This window comes from Ruegeria sp. SCP10, assembly GCF_040329495.1.
In the GTDB taxonomy this organism is placed as follows: Bacteria; Pseudomonadota; Alphaproteobacteria; order Rhodobacterales; family Rhodobacteraceae; genus Ruegeria.
In genome coordinates, this window is the sequence record NZ_JBDZYF010000009.1 from 95,054 (window position 1) to 114,916 (window position 19,863).

Annotated in this window: 17 protein-coding genes; 9 read left to right on the forward strand and 8 right to left on the reverse strand. The window is 57.4% G+C overall.

Annotation, left to right across the window (positions count from 1 at the left end; all coding sequences use genetic code 11):
• Positions 1 to 59 precede the first annotated feature (59 nt).
• Positions 60 to 956 (forward strand): LytTR family DNA-binding domain-containing protein, encoded by an 897-nt coding sequence (locus ABLN87_RS16960; protein ID WP_353012351.1) that lies wholly within the window; start codon positions 60 to 62, stop codon positions 954 to 956.
• Between the two features lie 1,121 nt (positions 957 to 2,077).
• The gene (locus ABLN87_RS16965) at positions 2,078 to 3,040 is read left to right on the forward strand and encodes a porin (protein ID WP_353012354.1); all 963 of its coding nucleotides are present in this window, start codon (positions 2,078 to 2,080) and stop codon (positions 3,038 to 3,040) included.
• Positions 3,041 to 3,118: 78 nt separating this feature from the next.
• Here ABLN87_RS16965 and ABLN87_RS16970 read toward each other — a convergent pair whose 3' ends face one another.
• The 3 genes from ABLN87_RS16970 to ABLN87_RS16980 all read right to left on the reverse strand — a co-directional run bounded on the left by ABLN87_RS16970 (position 3,119) and on the right by ABLN87_RS16980 (position 10,369).
• Complete coding sequence (locus ABLN87_RS16970; protein ID WP_353012357.1) at positions 3,119 to 7,204, reverse strand: translocation/assembly module TamB domain-containing protein; 4,086 nt, start codon at positions 7,202 to 7,204, stop codon at positions 3,119 to 3,121.
• Positions 7,204 to 9,009 carry an autotransporter assembly complex protein TamA gene (locus tag ABLN87_RS16975; protein WP_353012360.1) on the reverse strand — a complete coding sequence of 602 codons (1,806 nt, stop codon included), beginning with the start codon at positions 9,007 to 9,009 and terminating at the stop codon, positions 7,204 to 7,206. Before ABLN87_RS16975 ends, ABLN87_RS16970 begins: the two co-directional genes overlap by 1 nt.
• Positions 9,010 to 9,145: 136 nt before the next feature.
• Entirely contained in the window at positions 9,146 to 10,369 is a 1,224-nt protein-coding gene (locus tag ABLN87_RS16980; RefSeq protein ID WP_353012362.1) for a urate hydroxylase PuuD, read from the reverse strand.
• Between the two features lie 97 nt (positions 10,370 to 10,466).
• Here ABLN87_RS16980 and ABLN87_RS16985 point away from each other — a divergent pair, with 97 nt between their 5' ends.
• Complete coding sequence (locus tag ABLN87_RS16985) at positions 10,467 to 11,381, forward strand: LysR family transcriptional regulator (protein WP_353012364.1); 915 nt, start codon at positions 10,467 to 10,469, stop codon at positions 11,379 to 11,381.
• Between the two features lie 4 nt (positions 11,382 to 11,385).
• On the opposite strand, the gene uraH is transcribed toward ABLN87_RS16985, so the two are convergent.
• Positions 11,386 to 11,742: a hydroxyisourate hydrolase gene (gene uraH, locus ABLN87_RS16990; RefSeq protein ID WP_353012367.1), complete on the reverse strand. Its 357-nt coding sequence runs from the start codon at positions 11,740 to 11,742 to the stop codon at positions 11,386 to 11,388.
• Positions 11,743 to 11,907: 165 nt separating this feature from the next.
• Here uraH and puuE point away from each other — a divergent pair, with 165 nt between their 5' ends.
• Together puuE and ABLN87_RS17000 are read left to right on the forward strand one after the other, a co-directional pair.
• Positions 11,908 to 13,326 carry an allantoinase PuuE gene (puuE, locus tag ABLN87_RS16995; RefSeq protein ID WP_353012370.1) on the forward strand — a complete coding sequence of 473 codons (1,419 nt, stop codon included), beginning with the start codon at positions 11,908 to 11,910 and terminating at the stop codon, positions 13,324 to 13,326.
• Positions 13,323 to 13,811: an ureidoglycolate lyase gene (locus tag ABLN87_RS17000; protein WP_353012373.1), complete on the forward strand. Its 489-nt coding sequence runs from the start codon at positions 13,323 to 13,325 to the stop codon at positions 13,809 to 13,811. Before puuE ends, ABLN87_RS17000 begins: the two co-directional genes overlap by 4 nt.
• A gap of 101 nt (positions 13,812 to 13,912) precedes the next feature.
• On the opposite strand, the gene ABLN87_RS17005 is transcribed toward ABLN87_RS17000, so the two are convergent.
• From ABLN87_RS17005 to ABLN87_RS17015, 3 genes are all read right to left on the reverse strand, one after another.
• Positions 13,913 to 14,899, reverse strand: a complete 987-nt coding sequence (locus ABLN87_RS17005; protein WP_353012376.1) for a type I glyceraldehyde-3-phosphate dehydrogenase — start codon at positions 14,897 to 14,899, stop codon at positions 13,913 to 13,915.
• Positions 14,900 to 14,953: 54 nt separating this feature from the next.
• Positions 14,954 to 15,277: a hypothetical protein gene (locus ABLN87_RS17010; RefSeq protein ID WP_353012379.1), complete on the reverse strand. Its 324-nt coding sequence runs from the start codon at positions 15,275 to 15,277 to the stop codon at positions 14,954 to 14,956.
• Positions 15,278 to 15,378: 101 nt separating this feature from the next.
• Positions 15,379 to 16,209, reverse strand: coding sequence for a bifunctional allantoicase/(S)-ureidoglycine aminohydrolase (locus tag ABLN87_RS17015; RefSeq protein ID WP_353012382.1), 831 nt, complete (start codon positions 16,207 to 16,209; stop codon positions 15,379 to 15,381).
• Positions 16,210 to 16,385: 176 nt separating this feature from the next.
• On the opposite strand from ABLN87_RS17015, the gene ABLN87_RS17020 reads away from it, so the two are divergent.
• The gene (locus ABLN87_RS17020) at positions 16,386 to 16,742 is read left to right on the forward strand and encodes a hypothetical protein (protein ID WP_353012385.1); all 357 of its coding nucleotides are present in this window, start codon (positions 16,386 to 16,388) and stop codon (positions 16,740 to 16,742) included.
• A gap of 5 nt (positions 16,743 to 16,747) precedes the next feature.
• Here ABLN87_RS17020 and ABLN87_RS17025 read toward each other — a convergent pair whose 3' ends face one another.
• Positions 16,748 to 17,683: a 2-hydroxyacid dehydrogenase gene (locus ABLN87_RS17025; RefSeq protein ID WP_353012387.1), complete on the reverse strand. Its 936-nt coding sequence runs from the start codon at positions 17,681 to 17,683 to the stop codon at positions 16,748 to 16,750.
• A 124-nt stretch (positions 17,684 to 17,807) separates the two neighbouring features.
• Between ABLN87_RS17025 and ABLN87_RS17030 the strand changes: the two genes are divergently transcribed.
• The 3 genes from ABLN87_RS17030 to ABLN87_RS17040 are packed head-to-tail and all read left to right on the forward strand — an operon-like array spanning position 17,808 to position 19,855.
• Positions 17,808 to 19,043 (forward strand): acyl-CoA dehydrogenase family protein, encoded by a 1,236-nt coding sequence (locus ABLN87_RS17030; RefSeq protein WP_353012389.1) that lies wholly within the window; start codon positions 17,808 to 17,810, stop codon positions 19,041 to 19,043.
• Positions 19,044 to 19,049: 6 nt separating this feature from the next.
• Positions 19,050 to 19,181 (forward strand): hypothetical protein, encoded by a 132-nt coding sequence (locus tag ABLN87_RS17035; protein WP_353012392.1) that lies wholly within the window; start codon positions 19,050 to 19,052, stop codon positions 19,179 to 19,181.
• A 2-nt stretch (positions 19,182 to 19,183) separates the two neighbouring features.
• Positions 19,184 to 19,855 (forward strand): thioesterase family protein, encoded by a 672-nt coding sequence (locus ABLN87_RS17040; protein ID WP_353012394.1) that lies wholly within the window; start codon positions 19,184 to 19,186, stop codon positions 19,853 to 19,855.
• Positions 19,856 to 19,863: the final 8 nt, after the last annotated feature.

Sequence of the window (19,863 nt, forward strand, 5' to 3'; positions counted from 1 at the left end):
AGATCTAAGGGGATTGCCCAAAGGGAAGGACTTGGGCGCGACCAGAGCAGCAGGGCTATATGACACTCAACGACGTGTATCTCAGATTGAAACAGGCCGACATTACGTATGTCGTGCTACCGCGGGTGACGGTTCGTGCGACCGTGAACACCCTGCTCAGTTTTTTTCTGTCCAGGAACTTTATCGTATTTCTAGTGCCTTTGATGCTGTTGCTGATCGGCGCGACATCTTCCTTGTTTGCCGACCGTCTAAGCGGGTTTGGTCGTGCGGTGTATTGGTTGTCGATGTTGATCGGATACATGGGATCTGCCTTTCTCATGATCCTGGTACAGGCAAGCTGCAGCAGTTTTTTGGGTATCAAAAGGTTCTTCTCGCCTGTGACATGTATCCCCGTGGCGCTTGGCGCGATGACGTTCGCCGAGCTTGCGACAAACTGGGTGCTTAATCTGTTTCAGACATCAGATTTCATGTATATGCCTATGCTCCTGCCGCAGTATCTGCTGATCGTCGGGATTGAGAGCATTGTGATCGTTTGGGTTTTACCACCTTATCTGGACAGGCTAGGGGAAAACGAGGGCCTGATCGAGGATACGCCCGAAAACAGTGCGACTGGGGTGGTGACGGCAAATGGTCAGAGCTTCCTGATCAAGGACATCAAGTTCGTTCAGGCAAACCAGCACTATGTGACTGTGCAACTTGATGATCGTGAAGTGCTGGTGCGCTCTACATTCAAGGGGATTCTGACCCAGCTGCCTACAGGGGCAGGGTTGCAGGTGCATCGTTCGTGTTGGGTTGCCAATTCCTGCGTCGACATCGCACGTAGTTTGAATGAGATCGGACATGTCGTTCTCTGCAACGGTGAGAAAGTGACCGTTGCCCGCAGCCGCACCGGTGCGGTACGCGATTGGTTGGCAAGCCTCGCCTGCTCTGAAGGGCTGCAGAGTGTCGGAGCTTGATCACGCGAAGGCCACAACTCTGTTCGGGTTAGGTTTGAACGGCGGCCGCGGATAAATGGACACCTTCCCGCGTTTCTCGCTGATTTGGATAGCGGCACGCAGGAAGGTGAACGTATCAAATGCTTGAATGCTGAAACGGTTTGTTAGTACCACTTTCGTTTCCCCCGATTTCGGATTTAACCCCCTCCTTCATCAGGCATTACTCGTTACCAAACACACTGGTTAAATGCGCTGCAACAACCGCAGCACGCTACCTCTTCGAATATATGTCTGAAGCAGGCAACGAGATTGGTACGAATCGTCGAAAATTCGAAACGAATGGGGCCTGCAGTTCATGTCGCATGAGTTGCGCGCGCAGTGCATTTCGCGACATTCTCTTTAATATACTGATTTCAAGTCTTTATTTATTTCTAGCCGCTAAGAATTCATCACGATGAGCGAGATACCCTGTTTCCTGAGAGTTGAGGCGTGAACGGTTCAGACTTTATTCGTTGTCGCCCTGAGTCACGTATGAATCGAGGTCTATAGGCCGATCCAGATCAGTCTCTGAGTCCCCGTCATGGCTGCTGGTATTTTCGGGATCAGGTATGTTTGCCGGGACAACCCGTTTCGCCTGAATGTTGAGCCTCATCAATATCGGTCTAAGGTGGCCGTAAAATCGTCCAGAATAACGTGGTGCCAACTACGGTGCAGGCATCACATGCTAGTTGTCTTGGGTGCATTAGGTATCAGAAAGAAACTTTACAAGGGCTAGGCCGGATCACAAATATTTGAGTTTTGAAACTGTGGTTTTTGGAACGTGTGCCCCTGATCCGTGCAAAAGGCTCACTACGCTGTTCCGCTTCTGCACTCCGAAGGTCTGGAGACAGGCACATGGATTATATGCTTATTTCTAACAATAGGTTACCAAGTTCACACACCATGTTCGCGTACCGCCTGGTAAACTCAAAAGCGCCCCTTTGATGAGGTGTTTTGCCGTCAAAGCACCCCGCAAGAAGGCGGGTCAAAGAAAGCGCTGGGTGAAAACTGCTCTGAGCATCTTGTGAACTGAACTGATCTGTTCGATTAGGGTTCGAGCGAAATTGCACAGCTCGCCTATTCACAGATTTACGGAAAACGACATGAAACATGTTCTCTTCGCAACAACAGCGCTAATCGCGACTGCAAGTGTCGCGGCAGCAGAGGTGAAATTCAGCGGTTATGGCCGTTTTGGTATCGGGTATCAGGAAGATCGATCAACCGACTCGAATGTGAGCGACACAATTCTGGTTTCCCGCTTTCGTCTAAACATCGACGGGGATGTGGAAACTGACACCGGGGTCAGATTCTCGGCGCGGGTTCGATTGCAGGCCGATGAAGACAGCGATACCGGCGAGGCAAACTCAGCCGGTTTGAACGGTGCCCGCTTCTCGGTCATCTTTGGCGGTCTGCGTGTCGATGCGGGCAACGTCTCTGGCGCGTTTGACAACTCAGACCTGTACTTTGGTAACGAACCAGGCCTAGAAGAGTTTCTGGGTCAATACTCCGGTGTCGATTATGATTTCCTGGAGTATTCATCGACCGGTGCAGGTTCGAATGCGGTGTTCTTCCAATATGCGGTTGGAGACTTGGCCTTTGGTGCGTCCTATGACACCGATGCCATCAATGGTGCAGATCGCTGGGACGTCAGTGCGACATACATCTTCGACAATTATTCGGCCACAGTGATCTATGGTCAGACCGAAGCCGTTGCTGGCGGCGACAAACAGGATCTGATTGTTCTGGCTCTGGGTGCTGAGCTCGGAGACTTCAGCGGAACACTGTTCGTCGGGCGTGATGGTGACACGCCGGTTAACGATTTTGGAGAAGAGACCGACGGCACTGTTTATGGTGCGTCGCTTGCCTACAGTCTTGGTGCCGCCACCACCATTACAGCAGCTTACGGTGATGGTTCGGCCGAGGGTGATACGCAGCAATATGGTGTTGGCGCGATCTATGATCTAGGCAACGGCGCAACGCTGCGCGGTGCAGTTGGTCGTGAAAAGGTCGGTCGTGCAGGCGAAGCTCAGACCATCGCTGACTTTGGTGTTCAGTTCAACTTCTGATCGAACGCCAGATTGCAGGAGAAGGCTGGTCATTGGATCGGCCTTTTTCGTATTGGCAGCTTTGTTTCAAGTGAACCTTCAGTAGTCACGCTCGAAGAACAGACCAATCCCGGTTTCACCGCGTCCGTCTACAGTCCCTCGGACGGTGAAGTTATCGTTGATGTCCAGGTTCAGGTTCACCTCGGTATCGCCTTCGGTGTTGACGGTGAAATCCGTGTACAGATTGTCCCCAAGATAGGCACCAGCGCCCAGACGGCCTGCGCCGCCTTCGGTCGCTCCAATATCGACTGAATCCACACCGGTAGATTCACGCAACCCTTTGGTGGCATCGCCCCCGGCACCGCTCAGTTGTGCCAGTGATGCTGCCATCTGCGCGATGACAAAGGGGGACAGTTCCGAAAAGCGATTTCCAAACAGAAGCATGGCCAGGGCTTCTTCGGCCGGGCGCTCGGGGTCGGAAAAGACATCAACCTCTGGCGCATCCAGCGGACCTGCGATCTCGATCGTTGCGGTTCCGTCGGGTGTGCTGGCTGATGAGGCGAATTCGATATACGGGGTCAAATCGCCCTGTAGCGTTACGATCCCTTTGGTCAGCGCAAGGCGGCGCCCCAATATGTCGAAATTCCCTCGGATCAGTTCGATTTGACCCGATGGCACTACAGATCGCGTGGTGCCGCCAATAGCGATGCGCCCGCCCAGTTCAGCATTAACGCCACGCCCGCGCACAAACACGGCTTTGGGTGCAGACAATATGATGTCCAACGCGATTCTGGAGGCGCTTTGGCCGGATTGGTCTTTCGTGACCAGCTGCGCGCGCTCTCGGGTGATGTATTGCGCACGGCTTTCTCCGATATGTGTGATCTCGGGGATCGGGGCTGCTCCGACTGCGCCAGAGGCTGCCGCAAGATTGACATTGGTTTCTTCAAAGGTGATTTGCCCTGCCAGGCTGCTGTTCCCGGCCAGGGCCCCGGTCATCGCGATCTGGCCGTTTAGCTTGGTTTTGTACAGCAATTGATCCGTTAAAACGAGGTTGTCCAGCCGCGTAGTGATCTGCGCATTGAAGGGTGGTTTCAGATCGACCGGTCCCGTGACGGAGAATCCACCACCGGCACGCATGCCACCGTTGAGCGAGATCGTGGCGCGGCTTTGCGCCAGATCGACCGATCCGCTGATCCCAGTCACGGTTTGACCCGCGGTGGGAATGGCGAAGGATGTCCCGGATGTGGTGATCGACCCCCGCAGCGACTCCAGCGCTGGCTCTCCTTGCAACGCAAGGTCGAACCGGGCTGAGCCATCGATTTTGTTGGGTGTGAGGAAAACGTTGGCGATCCCCAGATTGAGCCCGCCCTGAGCCCTAAGATCCGCAGTGCCGGTGGTCTCGTCAAACGTCCCAGCCACGGTGCTGTTGATCCCCGCAGGCCCTTCGGCTTTGGCATCGATGGTCCAAACGCCCTTGGCCCGTTTTGCATTGCCGGTCGCGGCAACTGTTCCGGGGAAATCGGGGGCAAAGCGTTCGATCCGATTGAACTTAGCGTCAAAATCCAGATCGGCTGCGCCGTCTGTATCGACTGTGCCTGTCAGACTTGCATACGAGCTGTCGGGTCCTTGTAGGTTGAGCTTTCCCTCCAACCCCGAACCGGTAGGGGCAACATTACCATCCAGGCTCAGTGGGCCGGATAGTGTGTTTGAAAGCCGTCCGAGATTATCCAGCGCGGCAGTAAAGCTGAGCCCACCCGCATCGCGGCTCAGTTGGCCCGATGCATTCGCAGATAGGGCCGTGCCCTGCAGGCGGAAGGTGCGAATGTTCAATCCTTCATCACCGTTCAACGCGTCTACGTTCAGGGTTGTTCGGCCCTGAACCAGCCCATCCAACTGGTCGATTCCGGTGCGGATATCGTCCGCTGCAACTGTGCCCTTAACGTCGAAAGCCTTGCTGCCGACTGCCCCATTTCCTTTAACGTTTGCATCAACGGAGCCGCCCAATTCACGCTTGGCCAGTCCTGAAAAGAGGGACAGGTCCGGGATGTTCAGGCTGGCCTCTCCGTCGACCGCAACCTCTCCGGTCGGATCGTCGATGGTGGCGGCGACTTGACCAGAGACCGCTTGGCCATTCACCGTAGCCTGCCGGATCGTGATCTGATCTTGCGACAGCGCCCCGTCAAACACCACCGAGGTTTCACCGCTCAGCAGCGGATCGATCTCGTCCATTCCGGTTTTGATATCTCGACCTGTGACGCTTGCGGTGCCATCGAATTCAAGGGTCTGTACTGTTCCCTTGCCATCCAAACTGGCCTGTAGCGACCCGCCTAGGTCCCGCTGCGCCAGCCCTGAGAAAACGGACAGATCACGGGCGGATAGTTTGACCTGACCATCGATGGACAGGTTGCCATCAGGTGTTGTGACGGTCCCGTTGGCCTGCGCCCGTGCAGCGTCCGCGATCAGGGTGAAATCGCGCAGCGTGATGCCATCTGTTCCGCGCTTGGCGTCCACGGTTATCGTTGTTTCGCCCTGAATAACCGGGTCTATGTCATCACGCCCGGTGGATAGATCATTGCCTTGAAGGTCCAACTTGCCGTCAAAGCTCCCCTCCAACGGGGACCCGCTGCCTGTCAGCCGTGCCGACACCTGACCCCCAAGGTCCAGTTTGGCAAGGTCGGAAAATCGGGACAGATCGGTTGCATCCAGCGTGGCAGTGCCGTCAATGTTCAAACCGCTGGTCAAGCCGCTGATCAATGCGTCAACACCCAGTGTGTAGTCGGTCCCGACCAGTTCAAACCCCGAAAGGTTCAAATTTTCATCGGTGCTGTAGTCGAACAGCCCGTCTAGCGTGACCCGATCCCCCAGTGCCCTATTCAGCGCGGGGTCTTCCAGATTAATACCGTCAAGCGCGGCCTGAACATCACCCTCAACCTTGGTCACATTCCCCTGTTCCAACGAGCCTTGTGCGATAATCTGCGCACGCTCTAGGGCAATCTGGGGAGACTTGAACGCATCCGCCGTCAGGCTCAAATCCCAAAGGTTGCCATTTGCCTGATCAAACAGCGCCGATATCTGGGCCGCTTTGATCGAGGTTTCTCCGCCTGAGGCCGGTAAGACAACGGTTTCGCCATTTGGCGGTGTAATCCGTCCTTGCAATGCGGCCAGCTGTAGCGCTCCACCGGAAGCCAGTTCCAGCTTACCCTCCAGTTTCAGCGCTTGTGAGGTAAAGGCCAGATCGTTGACGATCAACGCGCCTTCGGGCTGCGTTTGGCCATCGACCAACAAGCGTGTGTCCTGACCAAAGAAAACATCCATGTCATCGGCCACAAACGGGGTCATGTCGCCACTGATATCTGCAGTAAAGGCGATACCGTCCGCGGCGGTATCATCCACATCAGGGGCGGCGCGCAGCCTGACCTGTCCGCCAACACGTTGCTGGCCGTCGCTGCTCAGGCCGATATCGGCGGTGAAATCCGTAAGCGGGCCCGAGCCCTTGGCGCTCAACCCGATAGGCGGGCTATCGGGAATCCGCAAGGCGGTGGAGATCAGACCGCCCGAGGCTTCGGTCACGTTCAAATCCAGATCGATCTGGCTGTTTGAATTCTGGAATCCGGCTGAAAGCGTGATCTCATCCCCTGCGCGATCGAGCCGCGTGATATCCAGATCAGTATCCAGCGTCCCATCTGCCAAAGACAGGTTCCCGGTCACTTTCAGCTCTGCTGCGACCCCGATCAGCGGTTGCCCCAACGCCAATTCGTCAACACGGATTTCACCGATTTCAATCGAAACGGGCAGCTCAGGCAATTGAAAGGGTTGCGTTTCAGCCGAAGGCGGTGGGTCTACGGTTGTTGTGGCGCCAGGCGCACGTGCGACATCGATCTCCTGCGCGGTGAGGGCATTGACTGTAAACCGTCCTCGGATTAGGGCGAGGCGATTCCAGTCCAGTTCTGCGCCTTTGATGGTCAGCCACACCCCTTCATCATCAGAAACAGAGATTTCCTGAATGGTCGCACGCGAGCTCAGCGCGCCTTGCAGGCCTTTGACAGTGACGTTCTGGTTGTCTCCGGACAAAGTATCCTGAAGAAACCGCTCGATCATACTGCCGCCGTCCTCTTCCTGCGCGCCAGTGGTCATCGGAACGGCGATCAGGGTACCGATCAGAAGCGGATATGAGAGACGTCGCATCAAAAGGCCTGTCCGATCCCGATATAGAATTGCAGGCCATCGCCGGTGTCGCCTTGCACCGGTACCGCCAGATCAACGCGCAGCGGGCCGAACCCACCCAGATCGTACCGAACACCAAGCCCGGCGCCGGCATGATCTTCGGCACCTGAACCAACGAAGGACGATGTATCGACGATACCGTAATCGTAAAACCCAACCAGAGAGATAGTGTCAGTGATCTTGCCCCGCACCTCTCCGGAAAAACCCAGGAAGGATTTGCCACCCGCGACACCGGTGCCAACCGGAATCCCAAGACTTTCATAAGGTTGGCCGCGCACAGTGCCGGCACCGCCCGAGAAGAACAGGAAGTCTGGCGTTACCCCATCGGCAGGCGGCCCGATGACCGAGCCCAGTTGAATCCGGCCTGCCAGCACCAGCCTGCCCCCAGTTCCAAGGCTTGTATAAGCACGGCTATCAAAGAACAGCCGCAGCCCGGTATCGGTGCCGGACAGACCGATGAACGGCATAGCCTGTACGTCGAGATAATAGCCTTTCGTCGCGCTGACTTTACTGTCGCGCTGGTCCCATTCGGACCGGAAGGGTAGGATGAAATAGCGAAATTTGCGCCCGTCGCCATAGGCGTCATCCGCGTCAGACCATTGAAAGCCCGCCGAGGCTTCTGCGTAGAGCTGATCCGAGAACGTGCGCCGAGCACCATACGCCAGTGACGCGACCGAGACGTTGTAATTGTCGGTATTGCGACGTTCCAAGAGCGCACTCCAGAACGTATTGTCATCGGGGCCAAGCCGGTCGGGCTGATCCAGCCTCAGGCCGATCCGGCCATCCAGATCTTCCGATCCTCCGATGTTTCGTAGGGTGGCCTCGAACCGCAGCCGTTCGGCGCGTCGAAAGACGTTACGATGGGTCCAGGTTGCACTCAGGTCGATCCCGTCTCGCGATGCCAGCTCAAAACCTAGGGTCAGGCGGCGTTTGGGCAGGTCTTCAAAGGTGGCATCAAAATCAAGCGTTCCGTCCGGGTTTGGGGTTTCACGTTCTTGCAGTGAGACCGTACTGAAAGTGCCTGTGCGGCGCAGGCGGGTTCCAACCTTCTGCACCTGTGCAGGCGAATAGACCTGACCCGTGGGAAACCCGGCGATTTTTTCGATCGACCGGTGGCGTACGTTTGTATCGCCCTTGATAAACATCTTGCCAAAGGTCAGCCGCCGCCCCGGATCAAGGTCGATTTCCGCGTCCAACTGCGCCTGCGCATGGCGCGCGATGACGCGCTGGTCTGCGACATCGGCCTTTGCATGGCCTGCATCTTTCCAAGCGCGCACGCCGGCAGAGGCGGCTTGCTGAATAGCGCCCGTTGTTGCCAGTTTGCCGGTGGCAAAGCCTTCGGGCAGTTCGGTATCCGGCGCCTGCGGCTGCACGATTGCGGTGCCGAAGGTAAAGGTTGGTCCAGGCTCAATCGTGATCACGGCGCGCTTGATCTGGGTTGGCACGGTGAGCGAGCTCATCTCTGCCGCTTCCTGCCCATCCAGCTTGATGCTGACGACAGGGCTGAAATACCCTTCGTCATAGAGAATTTGAACCAGTGTTCGATAATCAGAAAGCGCGGCAGACAGAATTTCAAGCGGTGTGCCCAGACCCCGTTCTTCAGCCGTGGTGATTGAGGAGGTTTCTTTTAGCCGCTCGACCACTTCTTTTGGGGCGCCGGGTGCGGTCAGCGTGGTCTCCAATGCTTCGGCAATCGCGGGCGCAAAGACCATCAGCGCAGCAAATAGCCAGCATGTCAGACCGCGCTGCGGCTTGTATCCCTGCATCAGATGGCTCCAACTGCCCCCAAACTCGAAATCACTTATGCCGCCTAAATGACGCGGCTGATTAAGGTTAAGTTAGATCATTTGGAGCGCCCCGGGGGAAGGGGGAAACATTCGCCAGCGCGAACTCCTGCGCGCGTCAAAGCCCGGCGTTGCGGACCCAGCGAATGATCGCGTCGCGATCTTCGGGCTCCATGTAGGTGATATTGGCCGGGGGCATGGCGTGGGTGATACCGGCCTGAAGGTAGATCTGTTTCGCATTCCGCGCGACATCAGCCTCGGTTTCAAGCAGCACACCTTTGGGGGCCCAAAGGATACCCTCCCAAACCGGTTCGCGGGCGTGGCACATGGAGCAGCGACCCACAACGATATCATGTGCTTCAGCAAACCCGTCTGCGGCGGCAAAGCGCTGTTCATATGGTGTCAGCGGCTGTGCTTCGGCCTCTTCGAGGGGCTTGTACATTGGCGCTGTCGACAGCCACATGATGGCGATGAACAGCAGGGCCGTGGCAAGCCAAGTCCAGGTGGGGTTTCCAGCGCGCGCATGGAGCGTGTTGAAGTAGTGCCGGATCGTGACGCCCATCAGGAACACCAATGCCGCAATGATCCAATTGTACTCGGTCGCAAACGCCAGGGGATAGTGGTTCGACAGCATCAGAAACAGAACCGGCAAAGTCAGATAGTTGTTATGCGTCGAGCGCAACTTGGCGATCTTGCCGTATTTCGGGTCCGGTGTACGCCCGTTCTTCAAGTCATCCACAACGATGCGCTGGTTCGGCATGATGATGAAGAACACATTCGCCGTCATGATCGTGGCGGTGAAAGCCCCCAGATGCAGCATCATCGCGCGACCGGTGAAAATCTGATTGTACCCCCAGCCCATGGCCACCAGCAGCACAAATAGCAGCACCATCAACAGGGTCGGGCGTTCACCCAGCCCGGATTTGCATAGGAAATCATAGACGAGCCACCCGATGGTCAACGATGCGGCCGAGATCAGAATGCCCTGCCACAGCGCCAGATCAGCCTTTTCCGCATCGATCAGATAAAGCTCGCCACCGACCCAGTAGATGATCATCAACAGCGCCGCGCCGCTCAGCCAGGTCGAGTAGCTTTCCCACTTGAACCAGGTCAGGTGGTCAGGCATCCGCTCGGGCGCGACCAGATATTTCTGGATGTGATAGAAGCCGCCGCCATGCACCTGCCATTCCTCGCCATCCGCCGGGCCGGGAATATTTCGGTTTAAGCCCAGATCCAGTGCGATGAAGTAAAAGGATGATCCGATCCAGGCCATGGCCGTGATCACGTGCAGCCAGCGCACGGCAAAGGCCATCCAGTCCCAGAACACGGCGAAGTCGTACATTTTTAGAGGTCTCCGATAAGGTGCCGCCACACTAGGCAAAGGGGGTTTTCTTCGGTATTCCCGTATATTGTCAAACTGTATCAAAAAAAACGATAAGATGTCCTATCTCGACAATATCCGTACCTTTGTTCGTGTCTATGATTTGGGCAGTATGTCCGCCGCCGGGCGCGATTTGCGCATTTCACCCGCGGTGACCTCGGCGCGAATCTCGCAGCTTGAGGATCATCTGGGCGTGCGGCTGTTTCAGCGTACAACGCGCAACCTGTCGCCGACTGAGCAGGGCAAGGCTTTCTACCCCGGTGCGGTGGCGGTGCTGGATGCGGTGGATGAGGCCGAGGCGCAGGTAACGCATCTGACCGAAGCGCCGCGCGGGTCCTTGTTTGTGGCGGCTCCGCTGGGGGTTGGGCGGCGGTTGCTGGCCCCGCATGTGCCTGATTTTCTCGCGGACTATCCCGAAATTGATGTTCGATTGCGCCTGACGGATAGGTCTGTTGATCTGACGACCGAAGGGCTGGATCTGGCCTTTTTCATCGGGCAACCAGAAGACAGCACCCTGCGTATTCGCAAGATCGCAGATTGTCAGCGGGTGTTGTGCGCAGCACCTGATTACGTGGAGCGACAGGGTATGCCACGATCCGGCGAGGACCTGATCAAAGGCCAACACGAATGCTTGAATCTTCGCTTTCCCGGTGCGACCGAGTTCCAGTGGATGTTGGAAACCCCCGACGGCCCAAAACGGTTTGCCGTGTCCGGCCGCTTTGAATGTGATGATGGGGATGTGCTGACCGATTGGGCGCTGTCAGGCCAGGGCATTGCGATGAAGCCTGTTTTTGAAGTGGCAGAGCACTTGGCTGCCGGGCGCCTCGTCACGGTAGCACAAGACACGCCCCCTGTTCCGGTTCAGATGGCGTGCCTTTACACCCATCGGCGTCATCAGGACCCCAAGGCCCGATTGTTCATGGATTTCATGATCGAGCGGATCAGTGGCTTTGTGCGGAGCGCCGAAACCTGACAGATCAACTGCCGCGATAGGTCGAATAGCCGAAAGGCGACAAAAGTAGCGGCACGTGATAGTGCGCCTCGGCATCTGACATGCCAAAACGGATTGGGATCTGATCCAGAAACAAGGGATCGTCCCCATCCTGGCCGGACGCGCGTAGATAATCCCCGGTAAAGAAGATCAACTCATATGTGCCGGTCTTGAATTGTTCTGGGGGTAGGATTGGGCTGTCAGTACGTCCATCCGCATTGGTCTCCATCTCGACCAGCTTGCGATGCGAGTTGCCGGATACTCGGTAGAGTGCAATTTTCAAACCAGCGGCGGGGCAACCCCGGGCGGTGTCCAGAACATGGGTAGTCAGATAACCTGCCACGTGAGCCTCCTTCAGGTGCGTAACTTCGCTTTCTGACAGTGTGGCGCAAACATCGAAACAGGGGAAATGCCGAAAGAAGCCGAAACAGCGTTCGGTTTGATTTGATAATCATCGCTGAATTTCTAGGATAAGCCTGTCGAAACAGTTCAAAGCTCGGAAGTCCACATGCAGCCACCGCGTTACCCACGGAATATGATCGGATACGGTGCCAACCCTCCGGATGCCCAATGGCCGGGCAGGGCGAAATTGGCTGTGCAGATCGTCCTGAATTACGAAGAAGGTGGCGAGAACTGCGTGTTGCATGGGGATGCAGCGTCCGAGGCTTTTTTGTCCGAGATCGTCGGGGCTGCGCAATGGCCCGGTCAGCGCCATTGGAACATGGAATCGATCTACGAATACGGCGCGCGCGCCGGGTTCTGGCGGTTGCACCGGTTGATGAAGGACCTGCCGGTCACTGTGTATGGCGTGGCTACCGCTTTGGCACGGTCCCCGGACCAGGTTGCGGCCATGAAGGATGCCGGTTGGGAGATTGCCAGCCATGGTCTGAAATGGGTCGAACACAAGGACATGCCTGAGGCGCAGGAACGCGCCCAGATTGCCGAGGCAATCCGCCTGCATACCGAGGTTGTCGGTGAACGCCCGCGCGGTTGGTACACCGGGCGATGTTCCGACAACACCGTGCGTCTGGTCAGCGAAGAAGGTGGGTTCGCCTATGTCGCGGACACCTACGACGATGATCTGCCCTACTGGATGCAGATCGGCGGCCGGGATCAGCTGATCGTGCCCTACACCCTGGATTGCAATGACATGCGGTTTGCAACGCCGCAGGGGTTCAATTCAGGCGATCAGTTCTATCCCTATTTGAAGGACAGTTTCGATGCGCTCTATGCCGAAGGTGAGGCCGGCGCCCCTAAGATGCTGTCGATTGGCCTGCATTGCCGTCTGATCGGGCGACCGGGGCGCGTCATGGCGCTGAAACGGTTCCTGGACTATGCGCGCGGTCATGCGGATGTGTGGTTTGCCACGCGGTTGCAGATTGCTGAACACTGGGCGCAGACCCACCCGCCGCAATCCAATCCAAAGCCATCGCACATGGATCGGGACGCGTTTGTCGAAATCTACGGGGGTATTTTTGAACACTCGGCCTGGATCGCGGACCGGGCCTACGATCTGGAGCTTGGGCCCGCGCACGACACTGCAGGCGGATTGCACAACGCGCTGGCGCGTATGTTTCGTTCTGCCTCTGAGGCCGAACGGTTGGGAGTTCTGACCGCGCATCCCGATCTTGCGGGCAAACTGGCGCAGGCCAAGCGGCTGACTGTTGAAAGCACGTCAGAGCAAGCCTCGGCTGGCTTGGACGCGCTGACGGATGAGGAACATGCGGCCTTCACCGATTTAAATAAGCGGTATACCGAGAAATTCGGTTTTCCCTTCATCATTGCGGTGCGGGATCATGACAAGGCCTCAATCCTGGCCGCTTTTCAACGGCGGATCGAACAGGACCGGGACACGGAGCTTGCCGAAGCCTGCCGCCAGGTGGAACGTATCGCCGAGTTTCGGCTGCGGGACATATTGCCCTCATGAGCCGCCAGATCGTCGCCACGCCGCTAACCGCCGCGGCTTTCGCGTCATTTGGGGATGTGATTGAGCTGTCCGGCGATCCGGACAAGATCATAAATCAAGGGCAATGCGGACGGTATCATGACCGCGCGTTGCTGGAGTTCACTGACGGGCGCGCCGGGATCAGCTTGTTCAACGCCAATCCGCGCGCGCTGCCCTACGTGCTGGATATGGTCGAGCGTCATCCCGAGGGCAGCCAGGCGTTCATCCCGATGACCCATCAACCCTTTCTGGTGATCGTCGCACCCGATCACGATGGTGTGCCCGGTGATCCGCAGGCTTTCCTGACAAAGCCAGGGCAGGCGGTGAACTACCATCGGGGCACCTGGCACGGCGTGCTGACCCCGCTACATGCCCCCGGTTTGTTTGCTGTGGTCGACCTTATCGGTGAGGGCGCAAATCTTGAGGAGCATTGGTTCGACACGCCATATGAGGTGGTCGCAGGCTGATCTCGGCGCGCTCCCGCCCGGTCAGGACGCATCAAAGATGCACCATGACCCGTTGGGCCGGGCAGCGCGCGGGCAGGCCCGCCCGCTGCGGGTGGTTTGGATCAGTCCTTTGCCATCAATCGGGCGACGTCGAGCATACGGGCCGAGAAGCCCCATTCATTGTCATACCAGCCAAAAACGCGCAGCTGATTTTCGCCCACCATACGGGTTTCGGGGCCTGCAATGACCAGGGATTCCGGGCGTGTTCTAAGGTCGGAAGAAACCAGCGGCAGATCGGTCCAGCCGAGCACGTCCGAGGCCTCTACCGCATCGCGGAATTTTGAATCGAAAGCTTGTGCGCTCATCCCGCGTTCGAGCGTCACAACAAGATCTACGGCAGATACGCTGGCTGTCGGAACCCGCACCGCCGCACCTGAAATGCGCCCGGCCAAATGCGGCAGAACAACATCGATCAGATGCGTCGCGCTGGAGGTCGTCGGTACCATCGACAGTGCCCCCGCCCGCGACCGCGCAAGGTCGCCGCGGGGTGCGTCGACCATCGGCTGGCTGTTGGTATAGCAATGGATGGTGGTCATGTGCCCCGACACGATGCCGCCGATCTGGTCCAAAACCCGGACCAACGGCGCAAGGCCATTGGTGGTGCAGGACGCGTTCGAGACGACGCTGGCATCGCCGAGTTGATCGTCATTCGCGCCCAGAACCACCGTCAACTCAGCGGCGGGCGAGGGGCCCGAGATCAGAACTTTGCGCGCCCCGGAAGCCAGACCCCGGCAGGCCACATCAGATGTGCGCGCGATCCCGGTGCAATCGAGCAGAACATCAACGCCGGTCAGATCGACATTCGTCAGATCGGAGCTGTGCGTCATAGGCACTTTGCGTCCGTCGATCACAAGAGCATTGTCGTGCGCGGCGACGTCCCCGGCATAGGGGCCAAAGGTGCTGTCGTATTTGAACAGATAGGCGCAGGTATCGAGCGGCGCGATATCGTTGATCAGCACCAGTTCGATATCTGATCCTTGCGGCTGGGCCAGAACCTGCCGCAGGATCGTGCGGCCGATGCGGCCGAATCCATTGATCGCGAGTTTCATGCGCAAGCTATGGCAGGCAGATCAGGCGATCTCAATGAAAGTATTGTACCAATTTCAACCGCAACTGACCTGCGAGAAAAACTGCCCCGAGATGTTCTGATACATGCTGGTCACGATCGGTTTGCAGCCCGTTGCCTGCTGGATTGCTGCAATGGCTTGCAGGGTACGCAGGCGCGGTGGCGGACCAAAGGGGTTGAGGTTGTTGTTGTCGCGTGTGGCACGGTAGATGACGGGCTCATCCGATACTTTGGTCACGGCCCAGGTGCGGCTCATGACAAAGACCGACTTGGTTTCATCTTTTGCTGCGACCGGTGTGGAAACCGAGGCGGCCAACAGTACGATTGCGGCCAGTGCCATCAGAGGGGTACGCAGTTTCATGAGCCGGTCTCCAATACTCGAACAATGGAATATACTGGGATTTCAGCAAATTCCGGGGCCGGTGTGAACCCCTGCCAACCTAAAATATAACAAAACCTGCGCTAGCGGGGCAGTGTGAGCGGCATATGCCGGTTTACGTCTTTGTACAGCAGATAGCGGAATCGCCCCGGCCCACCCGCGTAACAAGCCTGAGGGCAGAAGGCACGCAGCCACATGTAGTCGCCTGCCTCGACCTCAACCCAGTCCTGATTGAGGCGATAAACTGCTTTGCCTTCCAGAACGTAAAGCCCGTGCTCCATTACATGGGTTTCGGCAAAAGGGATCACGCCGCCGGGTTCGAAATTGACGATATTGACATGCATGTCATGACGCAGGTCTTGCGGGTCCGTAAAACGGGTTGTGGACCAGCGCCCCTGAGTTCCGGGCATTTCAACTGGCGCTACGTCGCGCTCATTCGTGATGAATGGGTCGGGCGCGGGCAATCCAGGTACGGCCTCATAGGCTTTGCGCACCCAATGGAACCGCGCCACAGCATCTAATCGATTGTGCAGGCTCCAATCCGCACCCGGCGGAATATAGGCATATCCCCCAGTTTCCAAATCATATTCCCGACCATGCAGGGTGACTTGCACGGAGCCTTCGACGACAAACAGAACCGCCTGAGCCCGAGCATCGGTTTCCGGCTGGTCGCTGCCGCCACCTGGCTGAACCTCCATGATATATTGCGAGAATGTCTCGGCAAATCCGCTGAGCGGACGCGACAGAACCCACAGGCGCGTACCTTCCCAGAACGGCAGATAGCTGGTGACGATGTCGCGCATCGTTCCCTTGGGGATCACCGCATAGGCATCGGTGAACATGGCGCGGTCGGTCAGCAACTGATCCTGGCCAGGATGTCCGCCAGTCGGCGCAAAATAGGTCGGTTGGGTCATGGAATGCCTCGGGCTGTCTTTTTGGTACTATGGGGGGAAGGTGGAGCAGCCTCTAGCGCTGGGCTGACGATAGGTTTGTTCGGGATAATTTGAAGGTCCGGCGAGGCGGGGGTTGGCCCCGATTTAGCGTGGGTATATCCTCGTGCTGTATTTTATCTCAGTTCAGCGAGGCACACATGAAAGCCCGGATCATATTCGTTTTGGCAATTCTCAGCACGTTGGGGTTCGGAATGACCGCATCGGCTAAACCGCTGTCCCGAATCATTGCCGAAATGGGGCTGTCGCCGTCAGATTTCGAGGTAGCGAGCAAAACCTCGCGCGTCTTGCTGACTGATGGCACCCCCAGTGTAGGCAAAGAGATGGGTTGGGCGAACGGCCAAACCGGATCACAGGGAACAATCCGCATCACTGCGGTCGAAGGCAATTGTGTTCGCTTGGAACACGATATTCAGCCACAAGGAAAAGAAGCCTCGCGCGGGGTCAGAACGCGCCAGTGCAAAGATGCCGAGGGCAATTGGGTGATGGCACCCTGATTACGCTAGTAGCCGCGTGCTAGGTCAACCTCATTCAACAAGGGCGCGCCGGAGCTGAGCCTTTGGAAATTCTCGGCCACATCCGACAGCGCATCGCCCAGGTGCCAGCCCGATACATGCGGTGTGATCGTGACGCGTGGGTGGTGCCACAACGGGCTGCTGGTAGGTAGGGGTTCTTGGCAGGTGACGTCCAGAACCGCATGGCCTGGATTGCCCCGATCTAGTGCGATGATCAGCGCGTCTTCGTCGATCAGATCGCCCCGACCTGCGTTCAGCAACTGACTACCAGGCTTCATCGCAGCCAGCATTTGCGCATCGATCAGACCCACCGTTTGCGGTGTCGAGGGTAAGATGGCGCAGACGAAATCGCACCGACCCAGCAACTGGGGCAGGGCATTGTCACCGTGCAGGCAGGTGACACCTTCGATCTGTTTGGGTGAGCGGCTCCAGCCCAAGACCTGAAACCCGACGGCACGTAGCATCCGCGCGGTACGATCCCCGATATGGCCCAGACCCATAACGCCTACAGTCGTTTGGGGTGTAAAGGTCGGCTCTTTCGGCAGCCATTCGGCACGGGCCTGTGCGGCCTCGTGAAAGGCCATATGGCGCTGGGCGCGCAGGATGTAGGCAAGAAACCACTCGGCGATGCCCTGTGCCGGTGCATCGGGTTTCAGACGTGCGACCCGCATATGGCTGGGCAGGTTTGGATTGCCAACGATTGTTTCCACACCGGCCCCAAGCTTTTGCACCAGTTTCAGGTTCGGTAGCTGGCGCAGGTGATCGTCGTTAAGGCCAACAACAGCGACCATCGTGATCTCATCAGCGTTGCCGATTGCGTCGGGCGTGCGAATATCGGCACCGGGTATCGCAGATCGAACCTCATTGGCGATCTCGGCATCACTGATCCAGTTGGTCAGCCCGGTATCTATCAACAGCGCCATGGTGTTTCCTTCGTATGAAAATGACGGATGACGTCCCGTCACCCAACTGGACAGAGTCCCGACAGTTAAGCCATCCTCGGGGCACAAGGTACAGCCCGGATTTCACGGGGCAGGAGGGATTCTCATGAATATGTCTTTTGGTCTGCGCGAAGAGAACCGCGCCCTTTTGCAACGTGTTGCCGATATGGTCCGCGATGAGATCATGCCGCTGGAAGAGGAATACCAGGCCGAGATCAACAAAGGTGACCGCTGGCAATATACCGAACGTCAGGCTGAGATTCTTGAGGGCTTGAAGTCCAAGGCCAAGGCGGCTGGGCTGTGGAATTTTTGGCTGACAGACAGCGATAAAGGATTCGGGCTGACGACTGTGGAATATGCCTATTTCGCAGAAGAGATGGGTAAAACGCCGCTGGGGGCCGAGGTGTTCAACTGTTCCGCGCCGGATACCGGCAATATGGAGGTGTTCGAACGCTACGGGACCGAGAAGATGAAAGCGCAATGGCTGAAGCCTCTGCTCGATGGTCAGATCCGCTCGGCCTATTTGATGACCGAACCGGATGTCGCCTCGTCCGATGCGACCAATGTGTCGATGTCCTGCGTACGGGACGGTGATGACTATGTTCTGAATGGCGAGAAATGGTGGTCATCAGGCGCAGGCGATCCGCGTTGCAAAGTGTATATCGTTATGGTCAAGACGGCCGGAGAGGATCAGCCAAAGCACAAGCGCCAATCGATGATCGTGGTGCCTGCAGATGCCGAAGGGATCGAAATTCTGCGGCCCATGCAGGTCTACGGTCACGATGATGCCCCGCACGGTCACATGCATATCCGCTTCACCAATGTGCGTGTGCCTGCAGAGAATATTGTTCTTGGCGAAGGCCGGGGATTTGAGATTGCGCAAGGCCGGTTGGGGCCGGGGCGTATTCATCACTGCATGCGTGCCATCGGTCAGGCCGAAAGCGCGCTGGAACAGATGTGCAAACGCTCCATGCAGCGCGAGGCATTTGGCAAGAAACTGGCGCAGTTGGGGGCCAACTACGACATCATCGCTGAATGCCGTATGGAGATCGAGATGGCCCGCCTGCTGTGTCTCAAAGCAGCGTGGTACATGGATCAGGGCGACGCGCGGGCGGCGGCCCCTTGGATTAGCCAGATCAAGGTTGTTGCGCCGCGTGTGGCACTCAAGGTAATCGATGAGGCTGTACAGATGTTTGGCGGTCAGGGGGTCAGTCAGGATACGCCGCTGGCAATTGCCTGGACCCATGTGCGGACTTTGCGGCTGGCTGATGGGCCGGATGCGGTACACCGTCGTCAGGTCGCACGTGCGGAACTGAAAAAACATACGCAGGAAAAGGTCTGATCCCAGATGGCCGCAGCGCTGGATTTCGAAGGTTTGGCCTATTTTCGTCAGGTCGAAGATGGAGCCTTTGTCGGTAATGATCCGGCCCGTGGGCCTTGGTCCCCGATCACTGCCATGCCGGGCCGGTCGCGGGACTGATCGTGCGGGCCGCCGAAACCGAGGTCGGCCCCGAGAAGATGTTGACCCGGATGACGGTCGATCTGCTGCGTCCATTACCCTTGGCCGGGTTGCGTGTGGCGGCAGAGACGACACGCCACACCAAGACGTTGGCAACAACGCGGGTCATGGTTCACGATTTGGATGACACGCTTTGTGCAACTGCCGCGACCATGCATCTGGTGCGGCGTGATCTCGGGGCTGTGCCCAATGTCGATATCACCGGGCCAAGTTATGACACGGCGGTTGACGGCCCATTTCCGATTGGTGAAATTCGTCATGAAAAACCCGGCTTCGCGCATTTCAGCGATGTGAAATACCCTGCGGGTACGCAGCATGGGCCCGGCCCGAAAACCGTCTGGATGCGTACGCCTCAATTGCTTGCGGGCGAAGTGCAATCGCCAATCCAGTCGATCTGCGCGCTGGCGGATTGTGGGAATGGCATTTCTTGGAATGCACCGACATCTGAAATGGGTTTCATGAACACGGACTTGACCGTGAACATCCACCGTGAACCTGCGTCGGATTGGTTGGCGTCCGAGTCGCTGTCACACTGGCAAGCTTCGGGTGTTGGTATGTCGCAATCGGTCCTCTTTGACACTGAGGGTCCTGTCGGGACGGCGCTGCAGACCCTCATTCTATTCCCGCCAAGCTGACCCTATCG